Source organism: Rhodococcoides fascians A44A, from assembly GCF_000760735.1.
Taxonomy (GTDB): domain Bacteria; phylum Actinomycetota; class Actinomycetes; order Mycobacteriales; family Mycobacteriaceae; genus Rhodococcoides; species Rhodococcoides fascians_E.
The window spans coordinates 434,396-451,310 of sequence record NZ_JMEX01000005.1 but is presented as its reverse complement, the minus strand read 5'-3'; the positions used below and the strand labels follow the sequence as shown (position 1 = coordinate 451,310).

The window sequence follows — 16,915 nt, the reverse complement described above, 5'->3', positions numbered from 1 at the left end:
CCCGACCGACGCCGGGTTGACGCCCACTGTAGCGGGTATTACCCGTCGGTAACTTGAGGAGGGGTCAATGCGGCCGTGAGCACTGGGACGACGAGCTCACGCTGCCAGGGACGGGCCCCGCCGTCGGCCAGCTCGTGCTCGATCGCACCCGCGGCGTCGGTCGACGTCAGCGGCTTCCAGTCCCACACGAGCCGGCGCAACAGATCGGGAAGCAGCAGATTCTCGACGGGAACCGACACGCGCTCGCTGAGTTCCGTCATTGCCGCTCGCGTCGCGGCGAGCCGATCGGCGGCATCCTGGTCGCGGCGAGCCCACCGATTCACCGGGGGAGGACCGTCGAACGGTGCTGCCTTGGGCGGCAGGTCGGAGGCGGGCAGTGCGCGTGCCCGGCCGAGCGCGCCCAGCCATACTTTCGCGGACCGGCGCTGGCGGGGGCCGCCGAAGACAGGTAACGCCTTCAACTCGTTCTCGTTCTTCGGATCCGAGGTGGCGGCGGCGACGATGGCCGAGTCCGGCAGAACCCGTCCCGCGGCGATGTCGCGGCGGCGAGCGATCTCGTCGCGCGCCTGCCACAGTTCACGCACCGCCGCGAGGACACGCTGAGATTTCACCGCATGGATACCCGATGTCCGGCGCCAACGGTCGGTCTTCGGCTTCGGGGGACCGAGGGTCAGAATGTGTGCGAACTCCTGCGCCGCCCACTCCGTCTTGCCTTGGCTCTCGAGTTCGGCGGCCATCGCGTCGCGCAGTTCCAGCAGTACTTCCACATCCAGTGCGGCGTAGTTCAACCACGTGTCCGGGAGTGGCCGCGTCGACCAATCGGCGGCGCCGTGCCCTTTCTGCAACGAGAGGCCGAGCGTTCTCTCGACGATCGCGCCGAGTCCGACGCGCTCGAAGCCTGCCAGACGGCCGGCAAGTTCGGTGTCGTACAGCGTCGTCGGGACGAGGCCCAGTTCTTCGAGGCCGGGAAGATCCTGGTCGGCCGAGTGCAACACCCACTCCAACGGGTTGATCACCTCGGCCAAGGCGGTGAGCTGCCCGGTGACCGGTATCGGATCCAGCAGGACCGTTCCCGCACCGCGGCGGCGAAATTGCAGCAGGTACGCACGCTGGGAGTAGCGAAAACCCGACGCACGTTCGGCGTCCACTGCGAGCGGACCGTGACCGCCCGCCAGTGCAGCCGCGGCCTCGGCGACGCCGGCGACGGTGTCGACGACCGGGGGGACACCGTCGGCGGGCGCGAGCAGAGGAACGGCAGGCGGAGGACCGTCCGTTACATCCGACGGTTCACTGGAACTTGTCGCTGACATGAGAGGTGACTCTAAGCCCAAACGAGCGGACCGCGTGCGAACTCACGATCCAGTTCGGGTCGCGTCACCGTTTCTCGGCTGTGCTCCGTAACTCGGTGATCCCGGCCGGAGGCAATCCGGCGGCGTAGGCCAGGACCTCGCAGAACGCCTCCACGTGTGACGCGAGCTCCACCGATCCCGCCGTCCACGACGCGCGGAGCTCGAGTTGATGCGCCTTCGGGGGCCCGGCGATGTCCCCGTACCGGACGGAACTGGTCGATGTGACAGTCCCACCCAGCGCGGTCACCGGCTCGGCACGACTACCGAGAGCATCGACCAGCCAGCTCCACCCGACCTCGGGAAGCAGTGGGTCCGACGCGAGGGTCTCGTCGACGTCGGCCTGGATGTAGGCGACGAGGCGCATGGTGCCGTTCCATGCCTCGTCACCGTCCGGGTCGTACAACAAGATCAGTCGGCCGAATGCGTCACCGTCGGACTGCTCGCCGACGTCCTCACCGACAGGGTGCTTGACCTCGGCGCCCACCGCATAGCTGTACGGCGCGAGACGCTGCGGCGGTCTGATCGGGCCGACTTCGATCGAGGGGTGCACGACTGCCCGGTGCATCGCCTCGACAGCCGATCGAAACGGCGCAGGCTCGGCAGCGGATCCGGGTGTGGTCACGTCACCGGACGTTAGACTTCTCACGTTCCCGTTCGTCGGAGGCGCGCCGAAGTACCAGCACGGACCTGCGTAGAGGCGTCGATCGTGAGGCGTGGCAGCATGGACTGCAATGAACACCGTCACGCCCAGCACCGACACGCCGTCCTCGCGTCGCCACCTTCCCGACGCGCCCCTGTTGGCCGCCGCCGCGGGCCGCGTCCCGACGCGCCGACCCGTGTGGTTCATGCGTCAGGCCGGGCGTTCTCTACCCGAGTACCGCACGATCCGGGCCGGGATCGGAATGCTGGAATCCTGCTTCGATGCAGAGCTGGTCACCGAGATCACGATGCAACCGGTCAGGCGGCACGGCGTCGACGCCGCAATTCTCTTCTCGGACATCGTCGTGCCGCTCAAGGCCGCAGGCATCGACCTCGACATCGTCGCCGGTACGGGCCCGGTGGTGGCGAATCCGGTGCGATCGCGTGCCGATGTCGATGCACTACCGCAGCTGAGTGCCGACCAGGTACAGCCGGTAGCGGACGCCGTTGCTCTGCTGACGAAGGAGCTGGGCGAGACAGCGCTGATCGGCTTCGCCGGCGCCCCGTTCACGCTCGCCTCGTATCTGGTCGAGGGCGGGCCCAGCCGAAACCACGAGAAGACGAAGGCGTTGATGCGGTCCGACCCGCAGACCTGGCACACGTTGTTGGACACACTTGCGGACACCACCATCACGTTCCTGACGGCACAACTCGCGGCCGGAATCGATGCACTCCAGCTGTTCGACTCCTGGGCGGGGGCACTCTCACTCGCCGATTACCGTGAATTCGTCCTTCCGCACTCGACCAAGGTGTTCGACGCGGTGAGCTCGGCCGGTGTCCCGAAGATTCACTTCGGAGTCGGTACGGGGGAACTGCTCGGCGCAATGGGCGACGCGGGTGCCGACGTGGTCGGCGTCGACTGGCGGATCCCACTCGACGACGCGATCACCCGCGTCGGGGCAGGAAAAGCTCTGCAGGGCAACCTCGACCCGGCGGTGCTGTTCGCGGGTTGGGACGCCGTCGAGACCGAGGTGAGGCGAATCGTTGCGGAGGCGGATCGTGCGCTCGCGGCGGGGGCCACCGGGCACGTGTTCAACCTCGGCCACGGAGTCCTGCCGGACACCGACCCCACGATCCTCACCCGTGTCGTGGAGCTGGTGCATTCGCTGTGACGGTGTCGGCGCCTCGCGCCGCGGTGGTCGGCGGCGGAATCACCGGACTGGTCGCTGCTTACCGACTGCGCTGCAGCCTGGGCCCGGACGCGGAGATCACCGTCGTCGAGGCATCCGAGCGGCTCGGCGGAACGTTGCGGACGGCACGCATCGCCGGTGGTTCACTCGACGTGGGTGCGGAGGCCTTCATCGGGCGACGGCCCGAGGTTCCCGCTCTGCTGGACGAGCTCGGCCTGTCCGAGCAGTTGGTGCATCCGGCGGGTAGGCGACCACTGTTCTACGCGGGCGGTGCGTTGCATCCGATGCCACCGGACACCTTGATGGGAATCCCGTCCGACGCTGTCGCGCTACGCGGAATGGTCGACGACGAGACCGTGCGGAGGATCTCCGCCGAATCCGACTCGCCGATGACCTGGAACGTGGGCGAAGACGTCAGCGTCGCCGAGTTGGTGGGTGGTCGGTTCGGCGATCAGGTGCTTCGTCGATCCGTCGATCCCTTGCTCGGCGGGGTGTACTCCGGACTGTCGGACTCGATCGGCGTACGGGCCGCGCTGCCGACGTTGGCCGCAGCACTCGACGCAGGAGCGAGCAGCTTGACGGCTGCCGTGAAGCGGGCACTGCCCCCGCCCAGCTCCGGACCGGTGTTCGGTGCACTCCGCGACGGGTACGGAGTACTGGTCGACGCGCTGGTATCGGCGACGAACGCTCGAACTGTCATGGGTACCGAAGTCGTGTCGATCCGGGGAGAGCGGCGTGGCTGGCGCGTCGACCCCATCGGTCACGTGGACGTCGTGGTTCTCGCCGTACCTGCCCCGGCTCTCGCACGCATCCTCGCGGACACAGTTCCTGACGCCGCGGACGCCGCCGCGGACATCGAACTCGCGTCGTCCGTCGTGGTGGCCATGTCTCTACCACCGGGGACCGCACTGCCGGACAACTCGGGTGTCCTCGTCGCCACCGACGCAGGACTCTCGGTGAAAGCGTTCACTCTCTCGAGCCGGAAATGGACGCACCTGGGGGAGCGGGAAACACCGCTGCTGCGTGCGTCTCTCGGCCGTTTCGGCGACACTGCAGCGCTGGAGATGACCGACAGGGAACTCGTCGACATCGCCACGCAGGATCTGCGTACGGTCACCGGCCTGGACGTCGCACCGGTCGAGACCGTGGTGCAGCGCTGGCGAGGCGGGCTACCGCAGTACGCGCCGGGGCACGTCGAGCGAGTCGCCGAGATCGACGCCGCCGTCCGTGACGTCCCCGGGCTCGCCGTCGCCGGTGCCTGGAGCCACGGCGTCGGAGTCCCCGCTTGTGTCGCATCCGCCACCAGAGCGGCCGCCGCCGTATCCGAGGTGGCACGATAGGGCGCATGGCACGCCTCGACTACTCAGCGCTCAACTCCACACTTCGCTACCTGATGTTCTCGGTGTACAAGGTCACCCCAGGAGTCCTGGGCGACGACCGCGCCGCCGCATCGAAGGAAGCCCGGGTGTTCTTCGAGAGCCAGGAAGAGAAAGGCGTCGCAGTACGCGGCGTCTACGACATCGCCGGGATGCGCGCCGATGCCGACTTCATGGTCTGGACGCACGCCGAGCGCATCGAGGACCTGCAGGCCACGTACTCCGACTTCCGTCGGACCACCGCGCTGGGGAAGGCAAGCACCCCGGTGTGGAGCAACTCCGCACTGCATCGCCCGGCCGAGTTCAACAAGAGTCACGTACCGGCGTTCATCGCCGGTGAGGACCCGGGCGCCTACATCTGCGTCTATCCGTTCGTCCGCTCCATCGACTGGTACCTGCTGCCCGACGAGGAGCGTCGTACGATGCTCGCCGATCACGGCATGGCCGCCCGCGGCTACAAGGACGTCCGCGCCAACACCGTGCCGTCGTTCGCCCTCGGGGACTACGAATGGATTCTCGCCTTCGAGGCACCGGAACTCGACCGCATCGTCGACCTCATGCGCGACCTGCGTGCCACCGAAGCACGGCGCCACGTACGCGAGGAGACACCGTTCTTCACCGGACCACGCGTCGACGTCGAGGCACTCGTGGCATCCCTGCCATGATCGAGGCGGTCATCTTCGACTTCTCCGGCACCCTCTTTCGGCTGGACGAGGACGACTCGTGGTTCGACGGTGTCACCCACTCGGACGGCGCTCCGGTGGACGGGCATCACGCGGCGGAGTTGATGCGCCGTATGACCGCACCGGTCGGGGAGGTCGTGCAGTTCGACGACATCACCCGCCACGCGTGGCGGAACCGCGACCTGGACCCGGCACTGCACCGGCAGGCATATCTTCACGTTCTGAAGGAATCCGGAATAGACCGACCGGAGCAGGCGGAATCCGTGTACGGCCGCGTCGTCGACGCAGCCAGCTGGACGCCGTATCCCGACACGGCCGAGGTGGTGAAAGCCCTTGCCGCGAGGTCTATCTCGGTCGGTGTCCTGAGCAACATCCCCTTCGACATCAGGCCGGCGTTCGCGCAGCTCGGCATCGAAAAGTACGTCGACAGGTTCACGCTGTCCTTCGAGGTCGGAGTCGTCAAACCGCAACCGGAGATCTTCCGCATCGCCGTCGACGGTCTCGGGGTCGACCCGACACGAACCCTGATGGTCGGGGACAGTGAAGAAGCCGACGGCGCTGCACGCGCCATCGGATGTTCGTTCGCGCTCGTCGACCCCGTTCCGACGACCGAGCGACCCACTGCATTGCTGGATGCTGTGAGAAGCCGCGGCATCGACCTGTGAGTGCACAGCACATGGCCCACTGGGGCATGTTCCGGGCCGACGCGGCGCACGGTGAGATAACCGGGATCACGCCCGACGCAGGCGATTCGAGCCCGTCACCCGTTCTGGGGAATCTTCCCGGATCGGTACGTCACCGCTCGCGCGTCACCGGACCGGCCGTGCGACGAGGGTGGCTCGAAGACGGGCCGGGTCCGAGCGAGCATCGCGGAAGCGATCAGTTCGTCTCCGTCACCTGGGACGAGCTCATCGACCTCCTCGCCGACGAACTCCGGCGGGTCATCGACCGGTACGGAAACACTGCGATCTACGGTGGGTCCTACGGGTGGGCCAGTGCCGGGCGCTTCCATCACGCCCAGTCCCAGGTTCATCGCTTCCTGAACTGCCTCGGTGGTTACACCCGGTCCGTGAACAGTTACTCCACCGGCGCCACGTCCGTGGTCATGCCGCACGTCGTCGGAGCGCACTGGAAGTTGTTCTCACGGTCGACATCCTGGAATGTCATCGCGCGCGAGACCGACCTCCTGGTCGCGTTCGGCGGAGTGCCGGTGAAGAACACGTCCGTCAATCACGGCGGCACATCGAATCACCCCACCGAATCCGCACTCGCGGAACTCCGGGCTCGCGGCGGAAAAATCGTCACCGTCAGTCCGCTACGAGACGACATGTCGGGCGCTGCAACGTGGCTCGCGCCGCGTCCAGGCTCGGATGTTGCAGTGATGCTCGGGCTGGCTCACGTACTGGCGACCGAGAACCTGCTCGACCGAGAATTCCTGGACGAGTACACCACGGGATACGACGCGTTCGAGCACTACCTCCTCGGTGACACCGACGGCACACCGAAGTCCCCCGCATGGGCGTCCGAGAAATCCGGGCTGGCCCCCGAGGTGATCACCGAACTCGCCAGGTCGATGGCGTCGCAACGCACCTTGCTGACGGTCACCTGGTCCCTGCAGCGAGTGCGAAGCGGTGAGCAAGCCCCGTGGATGGGATTGACGCTGGCATCGATGCTCGGCCAGATCGGCATCCCGGGTGGGGGATTCGGCCACGGCTACGGCTCGATGAACGAGCCTGGTCTCGCACCGGTGCCGTATCCGTTGCCGACCCTTCCGCAGGGGCTGAATCCGGTCACGTCCTTCATTCCGGTGGCCGCGGTCTCGGACATGCTGCTCCGGCCCGGTGCCGAGTTCGACTACGACGGCAGGCGACTGACGTACCCCGACATCAAGCTCGTGCACTGGGCGGGGGGCAACCCGTTCCATCACCACCAGGACCTGGGACGACTGCGGCGCGCACTGGCGCGTCCGGACACCATCGTCGTGCATGATCCTTACTGGACGCCGATGGCCAAACACGCGGACATCGTCGTTCCGTCGACCACGTCGCTCGAACGTGAGGATCTGAGTTGCACCCGCAACGATCCGCTGCTCGTGGCCATGCACCGCGCCGTACCTCGATACGCCGATTCGCGTGACGACTACGACACCTTCGTGGCGTTGTCCGAGAAGCTGGGCGTGGCAGAGACATTCACCGAAGGTCGGTCGTCCCGGCAGTGGGTCGAGCATCTCTACGACCAGTGGCGCGGTTACCTACGCGCAGCCGGCGTCGACACCCCGGAGTTCGACGACTTCTGGCACACCGGTTCGTTCCGGATGACCACCGAGGACGACCTCACCCTGCTCGCCGACTATCGGGCGGACCCTCGACGGAACGCCCTGCGTACACCGAGCGGGAAGATCGAGATCTTCTCCGAGACGATCGCGGGCTTCGATTACGCCGACTGCATCGGACACCCGGCCTGGTTCGAACCGGACGAATGGTTGGGCGGCGCACGAGCTGCGACGTATCCTCTGCATTTGATCGCCAATCAGCCCCGCACTCGATTGCACAGCCAACTGGATCACGGTGCTACCAGCCAGGCGTCGAAAATCGGAGGGCGAGAGCCGATTCGGATCCATCCCGCCGCGGCTGCCGCGCGAGGGATCGCCGCGGGCGACGTGGTGAAGGTGTTCAACGACCGCGGAGCCTGCCTGGCCGGTGTGATCATCGACGACGCCATGATGGACAGCGTCGTACAACTGTCCACCGGTGCGTGGTACGACCCGCTCGACCCTGCCGATCCCGTCACGCTGTGCAAACACGGCAACCCGAACGTGCTGACGCCCGACGTCGGCACATCCTCGCTCGCACGAGGATCGACGGGTCAGCACGTTCTGGTGCAGATCGAACTCTACGACGGTGACCTGCCGCCGATCACCGCGTTCGATCCTCCCGAACTACTCGACAGAGCAGCAGTCAGAACACGATCCGACTGATCGTCTCCGCCACGAGCGCAGGCTTCGCCTCACCCTCGATCTCCAGCGTGCTGGTGGCGACGACCTGCAGAGCCCCACCGGACACTTCGTCCACCGATGTCAGCGTCGTCTGCAAGCGGACGTGCGAACCCACCTTCACCGGATTGACGAACCGAACCTTGTTGGAGCCGTAGTTGATTCCGAGTTTCGTGTTCTCGATGGTGTAGATCTGCCAGTTGAGCAGCGGAACGAGAGACAAACTCAAGTAACCGTGGGCGACCGGCGCACCGAACGGGCTTTCCTTCTTCGCGCGTTCGACATCGACATGGATCCACTGATGATCACCCGTGGCATCGGCGAACGTGTTCACCCGTTCCTGCGTGATCTGCAGCCAGTCACTGCTACCGAGGTCCTCGCCGATCGCTGCCTTCAATTGCTCAGGTGAAGTAAAAGTGCGCATGGTCACAGTATGCACGCGAGGGGACGTACTCCGCGTGTCACCTCGGTACGTAGCTGTCCGAAGCCGATCGCCGCCGCACTTCGTTTGTGTCAGGTCATCGTACGTCGACTGCGGCGTATGGAAATGCAGCGACGAGATTGTCCTGAATCTCTGCGAGATTGGGAATCGGACGATACTCGGTGCGAAGGGCCTCGATGTGCTCCGCATCCCATGCGAGGTCGGACGAATGCTGAACCGCTTTTCCATCGAATGCGGAGTAGTAGTCCTCGAACTTGTAGCCCTTGCCGCCTATCTCCTGCGTCAGCTCGATCCACGCATTCGGGATACCGTACGAGTCCGCGACGATGAGTCCGTGCAGGCTCGTGGACATCACGAACTCACAGGACGTGATGTCCGCGACGACCTTGGACGGCTTCCTCGACGGATCGATCAGCATGATGTTTCCCTCACGTGCGAGGGTCTGGACGACTGTGTCGCTCTTGTGCATCCAGTGATAGACGAGGCCGACTCGACCGGGCACCTGTTGCGAGGGCGGGTAGACCCTGCTTGCCAGAAGGCCCGGATCTCCGACTGCGATATCGCGGTCCTGGTCGACACGCCCCAGGGTGAGTTGCCCTCGTACGGCGTAGATGTCGTACCCAGGATTGCTGAAGTTTCTCTCGGTGGTTCCCTCGCGCACTCCGAAACCGGAACCCCATATCTTCAACGTCTTCGGCGCGTTCATGAGCTGGACCATCTCCAGCGTCGAACCGGCGCCGGTGAACTCGCTGCCCTTCGGCCGTCTCCACGCACATTTCCGACCGAACAGAGACTTCACCAGCCCCGGGGTCAACTCGTCCCCGAAGTTCGGTCGAAGGCCGGTGAGTTTGAGCTGACGCCACCAGAATGTCTTGATCGCCGCAGTCATAGCGGAAAGATACCGCAGAGTTTTCAAGGCCGTGCGGTACTCGATCCGGCTGTAGTCGGCTTCGCGGCGTGAGCCGAACCCGGGCACGAATCCCGCGCGCCTACCGTGCGTCGGCTGCTGGGCTGAAGGTAAGCGAGATGGAATTGATGCAGTAACGCTGATCGGTGGGTGTCGGGTAACCCTCGCCCTCGAAGACGTGTCCGAGGTGACTGTGGCAGTTCTTGCAGATCACCTCGATGCGACGCATTCCGAGCGAGTTGTCCTCGTTCAGAATCACGGCGTCGCTGTCGGCCGGGTCGAAGAAGGACGGCCAGCCGCAGTGGGACTCGAACTTCTCGGTACTGCGGAACAGTTCCGCGCCGCATGCGCGGCATTCGTAGATACCTTCGGTGGTCGTGTCGGTGTATTCGCCGACGAAGGGGCGCTCGGTCCCGGCTTGCCGCAGAACCGCGTACTCCTCGGGGGAGAGTTTCTCTCGCCACTGCGCGTCGGTGAGCTGTACTGCTGGGGCAGGATTCTTGTCCGTCGCTGAACTCATGCCTTCACGCTAATACTATCCGCCGGACTTCGTCGTCTCCGCAGGTCGCGGGTCGTCCAGTGGATACTCTGGTTCGATTCCCCGGTCGAGTCGGCCGTCCTGCCTTGCGGCGTAGTAGCGCCCGACGAGCACGCCGAAGATGACGATGATCAGGAGGCTCCATCCGAAGGTGGTGCGCATGTAGTCGAATGCTCGTCCCGTGGTGTAGAACCGGCCGGACAGCCAGCGGTCGTAGCAGGTGAAGCCGTAGATCGCGAGCCAGGCAGGCCAGTTCCGGAGCACCGAGTTCTTCAGGACGACCGTCATCAGAAGCGGGAACAGCATCATCGAGTAGTACATCTGGCCCAGCGAACCCAGAAGCCAGTGTGCGGTGAGGACAAGGCCGGACGTGGTGGCGACGAAGAACAACCGGTCCTCGCGGCAGTACTTGTAGAGAATCCACAACGAGGCCAGAACCATCAGTCCGAGAACGCCGCGGATTCCGAAGATCAGTACCTCGGGCAGACCGTAGTAGCGACCGTTTCCGACGACGGCGCTGTTGAAGTAGTCCCTGGACTCGAGCAGGTACGGGACGGTGCGGTTCACGAAGTCCATGGGGTCGACGGACAGCGGCCACGCGATCGCGGTGAAGACGAGAGGGATGGCGATTGCGGTGACGAACACCTTCCACTGTCTGGTCATCAGCGGAATGATCAGCAGGGGAACGAGAATGGGCTTGACCACGATCGTGAGACCGATCGCGACGCCTGCCCACAGGTCTTTCCGCTTCAACAGGAAACCGATGAACGCGACTTCACCGAGCAAGACGAAACCGTTGAAGTTGGTGAACACCAGAGTGTTCGTCACGGTTTCGCTGGCGAATGCGGCGAAGAGCAGGACCGGCGCGACGACGGAGTTCAGGCCGTAGCCGAAGATGCGCAGCAGAATGTACAGAGCAATCAGTATTGCGATGGTGCTGGCGAAGATGAACAGCCACCGCGAGCGTTCCGGGTCGATCACAGCGACGGGGGAGAGCAGCATCGTGGCCCCGGGCGGGTACAGGTAGTGCGGATCCACCGAATCGAAGTTCGCCGTGTAGACCGGCTGCCGGTTGAGAAACGCCAGTGCCGCGCGATACACCGGGGTGAAGTCGTCTGTGATGTCGCCGTTGATCGCTCGAACCAGGACCCGGTTGAGCACCGTCATGACGGCCAACGGCCACAACGCAAACTTGACTACTTCTGCGGTGGACCGGCCGGTTCGTGGCTCGAGGAAGCTAAGTGACACCTACGGAACGGTACATTGACCGCCCTGTCGGACCGACGTCAGACACCCCGGCCGTGACAACCCCCTCGGGCCTTGTTCCCGCCCTCGACCGCCCACGGCGTCTCATGCAGGGCACACGCTGCCGTCCGGCGGCAGGGCCGCGTCGGCGACGTAACCGGCGACCGCGGACTGAGCGCACGCCGAACCACCTACCGTGGGGTGACCCGCGCCCTGCCATGTCATCGACGCCGCCTGCGTACCCGTCGTCGCGATCATTCCGGAGACTGCAGCGAAACCTCCGTTGCCGACGACGGGATCCGCCGCGCCGCTGAGCAACAGCACCGGAATCGGTAGTTCCGAGGGCAGCGGCGCTGCGGGAGCCGTCGGCCAGGACGCACAGGCGAGTGCGGCCAGAGCCGCGTCGGTGCCGAAGACGGGATACAACTCCGACCATGATCCGGTGGCGTCGCGCACCGCCTGGGGCGACGGCCACTGCTGTCCGTCGGTGCAGCGGGCGACGAACTGCCCGTCCGTGCCGTAGGCGTCGGCAGCTCGGTCGGCCAACTGGGTCAGGGCTGCGGTGTCACCGGAACGTGCAGAGGAGAGTGTGGTGGACAGTGCGAGTGCGCGCTGCGTCGGATCGCCCGCCGACGATGCGAGGGCATAGGCGATTCCGTCGAGCAGCGCGTGGGTGGACAGCGGCCTCAGGGCCCCCGATCGTGCGCGCTGCACCAGCTCGGCAACGGCCGCACGGGGATCCGGGCCGAGCGAACAGTCGAGCGCGACGCATCGCCCGGCGAAGGCGGTGAAGGCAGCTTCGCGTCCCTGGGTCTTCTGTTCGGCAACGGTCATCTGATCCGCGCCGAGTCCGGTGGGCGAGTCGAGTACGAGTCGGGAGAGGCGGTCCGGGTACTGCGCGGCGAATGCCAATGCGGTGGACGCACCGTTTCCGGTGCCGATGAGTCCGATGCTGTCCACGCCCCACGTGAGTCGCAGTCGTTCCAGGTCGTCCGCTGCATACGACGTCGCGAAGGCCAGTTCCTGTGGTTGCAGAAGGTCGGTGCATTCGATGGTCGCGTCCCGGCCTGCGGTGACGGCTCGATCGACGGTGTCACCGCCTGCTCCGGCGAACTGTCCCAGATCCGCCAGGGCTGCGCGGGCGTCGAACTTGGTGCAGTCCACCGCAGTGGATCGGCCGATGCCGCGTCGGTCCACCGCGACCACAGGATTGGTTGCCAGAAGGGTCGCGCCCTGCCCTGCTGCCATGTCGGCAAGCGTCTCGATCGACGCGCGGTCCGCCCCTGACGTCAGCACCATCGGGGGAGCGTCGGCAGGCGTCCGATCCAGGCGCGCACGCAGCGCACCGACGGAGAAGGACCCGAACATCTCACCGGACGCGTCGACGGGCGCCTCGAAATCCGCGCATTCGAGGATCAGGCCGGGGGTACGAGGTGCGTAGCCGTATCGACCGAGGGTGTCCGACGTGCAGTCCTGCCAGGACAGATCCGTCACCGGAACCTGCAGTGCAGGAGGCTCCGGCGCGGGGTCCTCCGATTCGGTGTCGGCGGGCTGGCCCGGTGAGTTCTGCTCGACCGCCACGTCGGGTCGACCGGACGGCCCGGCCCCGCACCCGGCCGCGAACAAAGACAGACACACGACGAACACCAGCAACGATCGATTCTGCGTCACGCTGCGAGGCTATCTAGTTCCCGCACCGCGCGGTCGGCGACCCATCCGACCAGGCGGTCGGCGACACATCCGACCAGGCCGGTCAGTGTTCGGTTCGGTGCTTGACCCACCTGGTCAGCAGTGTGCCGTCGTCGTCGGCGACGACGTGCGCCCTCGTCATGCGCCGGACCGCGCCGGATGCGGAGTGCGAGATCCTGCCGGCAGACCCCGCCACGAGGAGAGGCGACACCGTGAGGCAGACGTCGTCCACGGCGTCGTCGGCGATCAGCTGGCCGAACAGTCCCGGGCCACCCTCGCACAGGACGCGGTGAAGACCGAGACCGTCCAGCGCGCCGAGTAGGTCGCCGGTCGTCACGGTCGTCTCACCTGCCTCGACGATCCGGGCTCCGGCGTCGGACAGTGCCTTCTTCTTGTCGGCGGACGCGGCTGCAGTGGTCACGACGATCGGAGTGACGGTGGTGTCGGTGAACACTCGCGCGTCGGGGTCGAGTTCGGCGGAGGCCGTCACGACCACGACTGGGGGGAGTTCGTCCAACCCGCGGTCGACGCGGGCCCGGCGGGTGTCGTCGGGCAGGGAGACGCCTCCGTAATTTTCGGCGCGCACGGTTCCGGCGCCGACGAGGACCGCGTCGGTCAAGGACCGTAGGACCCTGAAGACTGCCTGGTCGGCGGGCGTCCCGAGGCCGGCGGACACGCCGTCGGCCGTCACTGCTCCGTCGATGCTGGCCACGAAGTTCGCCCGAATCCACGGGCGCCGGGGTCGAGGGGGATAGGCGTACAGGCGCGACAGGTCGGCCTCGTCCAGCCGGCCCTTCGCGACGCGTGACACATCGCTCTCGGATGTGAAGTAGGTCGCAATATCCAGTAGCTGCATAAGGTAGATAACACCACGTCGCTACGCTCGTTCAATGCCTGCACGTCTTGTCGATCGAAACCCCGTCGTTCCATCCGATCAGTTGATCGCTCAAATGGTTCCGCCGGCCATGTTCGACGACGTCAGCTTCTCGTCGTACATTCCCGATCCGAACGAGCCGAGCCAGGCCGAGGCGGTCGCGAAGGCTGAGGCGTTCGCGCAGAAGGTCACCAAGATTCGCGGGAAGGGTGGCAAGCGCGGCCTCTTCGGCAAGAAGACCCCGGCAACCGGCGCGGGCCTGTACCTCGACGGCGGGTTCGGCGTCGGCAAGACCCACCTGTTGGCGTCGATCTTCCACAGCGTGCCCGAGCCCAAGGCATTCGGAACGTTCGTGGAGCTGACACATGTGGTCGGGGCGCTCGGCTTCAACCAGGCACTCGATCAGCTGTCGAACCACAGTGTCCTGTGCATCGACGAGTTCGAACTCGACGACCCGGGTGACACCATGCTGGTGTCCCGTCTGCTGTCCGAGCTCTCCGCACGTGGAGTGTCCATCGTCGCGACGTCGAACACTCTCCCCGGACAGCTGGGCGAGGGCAGGTTCGCTGCCGAGGACTTCATGCGTGAGATCAAGAAGCTCGGGTCGATCTTCGAGTCGATTCGTGTCGACGGCCCCGACTACCGACACCGTGACCTTCCGCCTGCTCCCGATCCCACCTCCGAGTCCGAACTGGTCGAGCGCGCGAACCACGTCGAGGGCGCAACTCTCGACGATTTCGACGAGTTGCTCGCACATCTGAGTACGTTGCACCCGTCGCGGTACGGCAAGCTGCTCGACGGCGTCGAGGCGGTCTTCTGGAAGAACGTGCACCCCGCTGCCGACCAGGCGGTCGCACTCCGACTTGTCGTGTTGGCCGACCGCCTGTACGACGCGAGCATCCCGGTGACGGCGTCCGGCGGCAAGCTCGACGAAATCTTCACCGAGGAGATGTTGGCAGGCGGGTATCGCAAGAAGTACCTGCGTGCCACCTCGCGCCTGCTCGCACTGTCTCGTTTCGCAGCCGTCGGCTGACGTCAGAGGACTCGTTCGAACACGAAATCGTCGTGTACCTCGGCACCGACGGTGAACGTCTTGGTGCCCACACGGTGGAACCCGTGCTTGGCGTAGTAGCGCTGAGCTCGCGCGTTCTGCTGGTTGACGCCCAACCAGATTCCAGCGCAGCCGAAGTCGAACGCCAACGCCACGGTCGCCGCCATCAGTGCCGCCGACACTTCGCTGCCGTGATGACCCGGTAGGACGTACATCTTGGACAGTTCCATCGTCGGCGATGTCGACAGGACGGCGCTGATCGAGGGGTCGGCCGGCTCGCCGCGAATCAGCATGGCGTACCCGACGATCGAGTCGTCTTCACGCGCGGCGAGAATCGTCCGATCCGGATCGTCCAGGTAGTCGGCGAACCGTTCGTGGGAGAGCACCTCGCCGATGAAGGCTTCGATCGACTCCTTGGTCGACCCGGGTGGACAGGCCAGCGGAAACGTCACGGCGGCGACGTCGGCGAGTTGTTCGGCTTCCCAGATGCCGGCTCGGCCCACGATCACGGTCACAGTCGGTCCACCGCCTCTTTGGCTTCGCGCAGCGGCAACCCGGTGCGGGACCGCAGGAGTTTGATCGCTGCGAGCGAGTTTCCCTCGTGTTTGAGCGTGCGAAGCGTCGGTTCGATGTCGGCCCACAGGACCCCTGTCGATGCGAGCGGCGCCGGGGGTTTCGTCGAGTCCGTGCGCTTGCCCGGACGTTTACGAGCCAGCAGCCACGCAGCGAGAACCGCTGCGTCGATCAGAACGAGTGCAACGACGAACCATCCCCAGGTGGGCATGAGACAAGTAGAACATTCGAGCAGTTTCCTACCGCACGGGGACTCGCCGACGCGATTACCGGGCTGTGCCGAACAAGGGTGACGCGTGCTCGAACGATCGCTCGGCGACGCGGTGCTTGGCTGCGGACAGGTCGTGGCCTGCACCGTCGATCTCGAGCAACTCCGTCGGGCCGGGGATCGATGCGATTGCCAGCCTCAGCTCGTCGGGTGTGCCGAATGGATCCTTCGTGCCCGAGACGAACAGGGTGGGGATATCTATTCCGGGTAGGTGCGCGGTACGTGCCTTGTCGGGTTTGCCCGGCGGATGCAACGGATAGGACAACAGCAGCGCACCGACGGCGGAGAGCCCCTCCGACACCGTCATCGATGCCTGGCGGCCTCCATAGGAGTGTCCTCCCACCACGAGAGGCGCTGCGGTGAGGCTGCCGAGATATTCGACCGCGAGCACCACACTGTTTCGATCGGCCGCGGACTTCGACGGATGCGGTGGGCCGGACGGCTTCGCCTGCCGGAACGCCAGATCGAACCGCAGAACCGTCACCCCGTGCGCGGACCATGTGGTGGCGACGTCGACGAGGAACTTGGCCGAGCAGTCACCGCCGGCCCCGTGCGTCAGTGCGAGTGCGGCCACCTCCGGCCCGTCGGGCCGATGAAGATACCCACGAACTCCGTCGACACCGTGCACTTCGTGGGTGTCGGTGGGCGCCTCAGGCATCCGGCGTCGAGTCCTCCTTCAGGCCGCCGTTGTCGTCGACCATGTCTGCGAATGCCGTCCCGGACACCATGCCGTCCGTTCCGGGCAGCGTGACTGTCGGCCGTGCGCCGGGTTCGTATTGGGCATCGATCTCCGCCGCGTCGGACTTCGCCTTCTCCTCGGTGCTGGGATCCGTGGTCGGTGCGACACCTTCGGCGCCACTGTCTGCCTCGTTCGTGCGGTCGGCCATCGGTGGGGTTCCTTCCGGTCGGGGATATCCCTCCAGAGTGCACGTGTATGACCTGAATCACCACCCCTGCACGGGTCCAGACCACAAATGCCCTCCAGCACGGGGCTGAAGGGCATTCTCGGATGGTGCGCGATACTGGGATTGAACCAGTGACCTCTTCCGTGTCAGGGAAGCGCTCTCCCGCTGAGCTAATCGCGCAGGCGAACATCGAA

Annotated in this window: 18 protein-coding genes and 1 tRNA gene; 6 read left to right on the top strand and 13 right to left on the bottom strand. The window is 65.6% G+C overall.

Annotation, left to right across the window (positions count from 1 at the left end; genetic code table 11):
- Positions 1–38 precede the first annotated feature (38 nt).
- Entirely contained in the window at positions 39–1,310 is a 1,272-nt protein-coding gene (locus BH95_RS05900) for a ribonuclease D (RefSeq protein ID WP_037142402.1), read from the bottom strand.
- A gap of 64 nt (positions 1,311–1,374) precedes the next feature.
- On the bottom strand, positions 1,375–1,971 hold the full coding sequence (locus BH95_RS05895) for a DUF3000 domain-containing protein (RefSeq protein WP_019664022.1): 597 nt from the start codon (positions 1,969–1,971) through the stop codon (positions 1,375–1,377).
- Between the two features lie 109 nt (positions 1,972–2,080).
- Here BH95_RS05895 and hemE point away from each other — a divergent pair, with 109 nt between their 5' ends.
- The 5 genes from hemE to BH95_RS05870 are packed head-to-tail and all read left to right on the top strand — an operon-like array spanning position 2,081 to position 8,214.
- Positions 2,081–3,160 (top strand): uroporphyrinogen decarboxylase, encoded by a 1,080-nt coding sequence (gene hemE / locus BH95_RS05890; protein ID WP_033189660.1) that lies wholly within the window; start codon positions 2,081–2,083, stop codon positions 3,158–3,160.
- Positions 3,157–4,518: a protoporphyrinogen oxidase gene (locus BH95_RS05885; protein ID WP_020110163.1), complete on the top strand. Its 1,362-nt coding sequence runs from the start codon at positions 3,157–3,159 to the stop codon at positions 4,516–4,518. Before hemE ends, BH95_RS05885 begins: the two co-directional genes overlap by 4 nt.
- Before the next feature lie 5 nt (positions 4,519–4,523).
- Positions 4,524–5,219 carry a hydrogen peroxide-dependent heme synthase gene (gene hemQ, locus BH95_RS05880; RefSeq protein WP_019664019.1) on the top strand — a complete coding sequence of 232 codons (696 nt, stop codon included), beginning with the start codon at positions 4,524–4,526 and terminating at the stop codon, positions 5,217–5,219.
- A complete protein-coding gene (locus tag BH95_RS05875) occupies positions 5,216–5,902 on the top strand; it encodes an HAD family hydrolase (RefSeq protein ID WP_020110162.1) in 687 nt (228 codons plus the stop codon). The genes hemQ and BH95_RS05875 overlap by 4 nt, the downstream gene beginning before the upstream one ends.
- A gap of 11 nt (positions 5,903–5,913) precedes the next feature.
- Positions 5,914–8,214, top strand: coding sequence for a molybdopterin-dependent oxidoreductase (locus BH95_RS05870; RefSeq protein WP_167336902.1), 2,301 nt, complete (start codon positions 5,914–5,916; stop codon positions 8,212–8,214).
- On the opposite strand, the gene BH95_RS05865 is transcribed toward BH95_RS05870, so the two are convergent.
- From BH95_RS05865 to BH95_RS05840, 6 genes are all read right to left on the bottom strand, one after another.
- Positions 8,195–8,653: a MaoC family dehydratase gene (locus BH95_RS05865; RefSeq protein ID WP_167336894.1), complete on the bottom strand. Its 459-nt coding sequence runs from the start codon at positions 8,651–8,653 to the stop codon at positions 8,195–8,197. The two genes, BH95_RS05870 and BH95_RS05865, sit on opposite strands and share 20 nt — an antisense overlap.
- A 94-nt stretch (positions 8,654–8,747) precedes the next feature.
- Complete coding sequence (locus tag BH95_RS05860; RefSeq protein ID WP_143545126.1) at positions 8,748–9,560, bottom strand: polysaccharide pyruvyl transferase family protein; 813 nt, start codon at positions 9,558–9,560, stop codon at positions 8,748–8,750.
- Between the two features lie 100 nt (positions 9,561–9,660).
- On the bottom strand, positions 9,661–10,098 hold the full coding sequence (msrB, locus tag BH95_RS05855) for a peptide-methionine (R)-S-oxide reductase MsrB (protein ID WP_020110158.1): 438 nt from the start codon (positions 10,096–10,098) through the stop codon (positions 9,661–9,663).
- Between the two features lie 15 nt (positions 10,099–10,113).
- Positions 10,114–11,364: a glycosyltransferase family 87 protein gene (locus BH95_RS05850; protein ID WP_019664014.1), complete on the bottom strand. Its 1,251-nt coding sequence runs from the start codon at positions 11,362–11,364 to the stop codon at positions 10,114–10,116.
- 102 nt (positions 11,365–11,466) lie between these two features.
- The gene (locus tag BH95_RS05845; protein ID WP_020110157.1) at positions 11,467–13,032 is read right to left on the bottom strand and encodes an alpha/beta hydrolase; all 1,566 of its coding nucleotides are present in this window, start codon (positions 13,030–13,032) and stop codon (positions 11,467–11,469) included.
- An 82-nt stretch (positions 13,033–13,114) separates the two neighbouring features.
- Complete coding sequence (locus BH95_RS05840) at positions 13,115–13,906, bottom strand: pyrimidine reductase family protein (protein ID WP_037181352.1); 792 nt, start codon at positions 13,904–13,906, stop codon at positions 13,115–13,117.
- A 34-nt stretch (positions 13,907–13,940) separates the two neighbouring features.
- Between BH95_RS05840 and zapE the strand changes: the two genes are divergently transcribed.
- Complete coding sequence (gene zapE, locus BH95_RS05835) at positions 13,941–14,957, top strand: cell division protein ZapE (protein ID WP_019664011.1); 1,017 nt, start codon at positions 13,941–13,943, stop codon at positions 14,955–14,957.
- A gap of 2 nt (positions 14,958–14,959) precedes the next feature.
- Here zapE and BH95_RS05830 read toward each other — a convergent pair whose 3' ends face one another.
- From BH95_RS05830 to BH95_RS05810, 5 genes are all read right to left on the bottom strand, one after another.
- Positions 14,960–15,490, bottom strand: coding sequence for a GNAT family N-acetyltransferase (locus BH95_RS05830; protein ID WP_037181350.1), 531 nt, complete (start codon positions 15,488–15,490; stop codon positions 14,960–14,962).
- Positions 15,487–15,759, bottom strand: coding sequence for a hypothetical protein (locus tag BH95_RS05825; protein ID WP_019664009.1), 273 nt, complete (start codon positions 15,757–15,759; stop codon positions 15,487–15,489). Before BH95_RS05825 ends, BH95_RS05830 begins: the two co-directional genes overlap by 4 nt.
- Positions 15,760–15,814: 55 nt before the next feature.
- On the bottom strand, positions 15,815–16,474 hold the full coding sequence (locus tag BH95_RS05820) for an alpha/beta hydrolase family protein (RefSeq protein ID WP_037163027.1): 660 nt from the start codon (positions 16,472–16,474) through the stop codon (positions 15,815–15,817).
- On the bottom strand, positions 16,467–16,703 hold the full coding sequence (locus tag BH95_RS05815) for a hypothetical protein (protein WP_019664007.1): 237 nt from the start codon (positions 16,701–16,703) through the stop codon (positions 16,467–16,469). Before BH95_RS05815 ends, BH95_RS05820 begins: the two co-directional genes overlap by 8 nt.
- Before the next feature lie 123 nt (positions 16,704–16,826).
- Positions 16,827–16,901 (bottom strand) — tRNA-Val (locus tag BH95_RS05810).
- Between the last annotated feature and the right edge of the window lie 14 nt (positions 16,902–16,915).

Bases quoted from the DNA above. Each gene is read 5' to 3' on its own strand.
- hemQ (WP_019664019.1), top strand. From the start codon at position 4,524: ATGGCACGCCTCGACTACTCAGCGCTCAACTCCACACTTCGCTACCTG.
- zapE (WP_019664011.1), top strand. From the start codon at position 13,941: ATGCCTGCACGTCTTGTCGATCGAAACCCCGTCGTTCCATCCGATCAG.
- BH95_RS05870 (WP_167336902.1), top strand. From the start codon at position 5,914: ATGGCCCACTGGGGCATGTTCCGGGCCGACGCGGCGCACGGTGAGATA.
- BH95_RS05875 (WP_020110162.1), top strand. From the start codon at position 5,216: ATGATCGAGGCGGTCATCTTCGACTTCTCCGGCACCCTCTTTCGGCTG.
- BH95_RS05815 (WP_019664007.1), bottom strand. From the start codon at position 16,703: ATGGCCGACCGCACGAACGAGGCAGACAGTGGCGCCGAAGGTGTCGCA.
- BH95_RS05900 (WP_037142402.1), bottom strand. From the start codon at position 1,310: ATGTCAGCGACAAGTTCCAGTGAACCGTCGGATGTAACGGACGGTCCT.
- msrB (WP_020110158.1), bottom strand. From the start codon at position 10,098: ATGAGTTCAGCGACGGACAAGAATCCTGCCCCAGCAGTACAGCTCACC.
- BH95_RS05865 (WP_167336894.1), bottom strand. From the start codon at position 8,653: ATGCGCACTTTTACTTCACCTGAGCAATTGAAGGCAGCGATCGGCGAG.
- hemE (WP_033189660.1), top strand. From the start codon at position 2,081: ATGAACACCGTCACGCCCAGCACCGACACGCCGTCCTCGCGTCGCCAC.
- BH95_RS05825 (WP_019664009.1), bottom strand. From the start codon at position 15,759: ATGCCCACCTGGGGATGGTTCGTCGTTGCACTCGTTCTGATCGACGCA.
- BH95_RS05840 (WP_037181352.1), bottom strand. From the start codon at position 13,906: ATGCAGCTACTGGATATTGCGACCTACTTCACATCCGAGAGCGATGTG.
- BH95_RS05860 (WP_143545126.1), bottom strand. From the start codon at position 9,560: ATGACTGCGGCGATCAAGACATTCTGGTGGCGTCAGCTCAAACTCACC.
- BH95_RS05820 (WP_037163027.1), bottom strand. From the start codon at position 16,474: ATGCCTGAGGCGCCCACCGACACCCACGAAGTGCACGGTGTCGACGGA.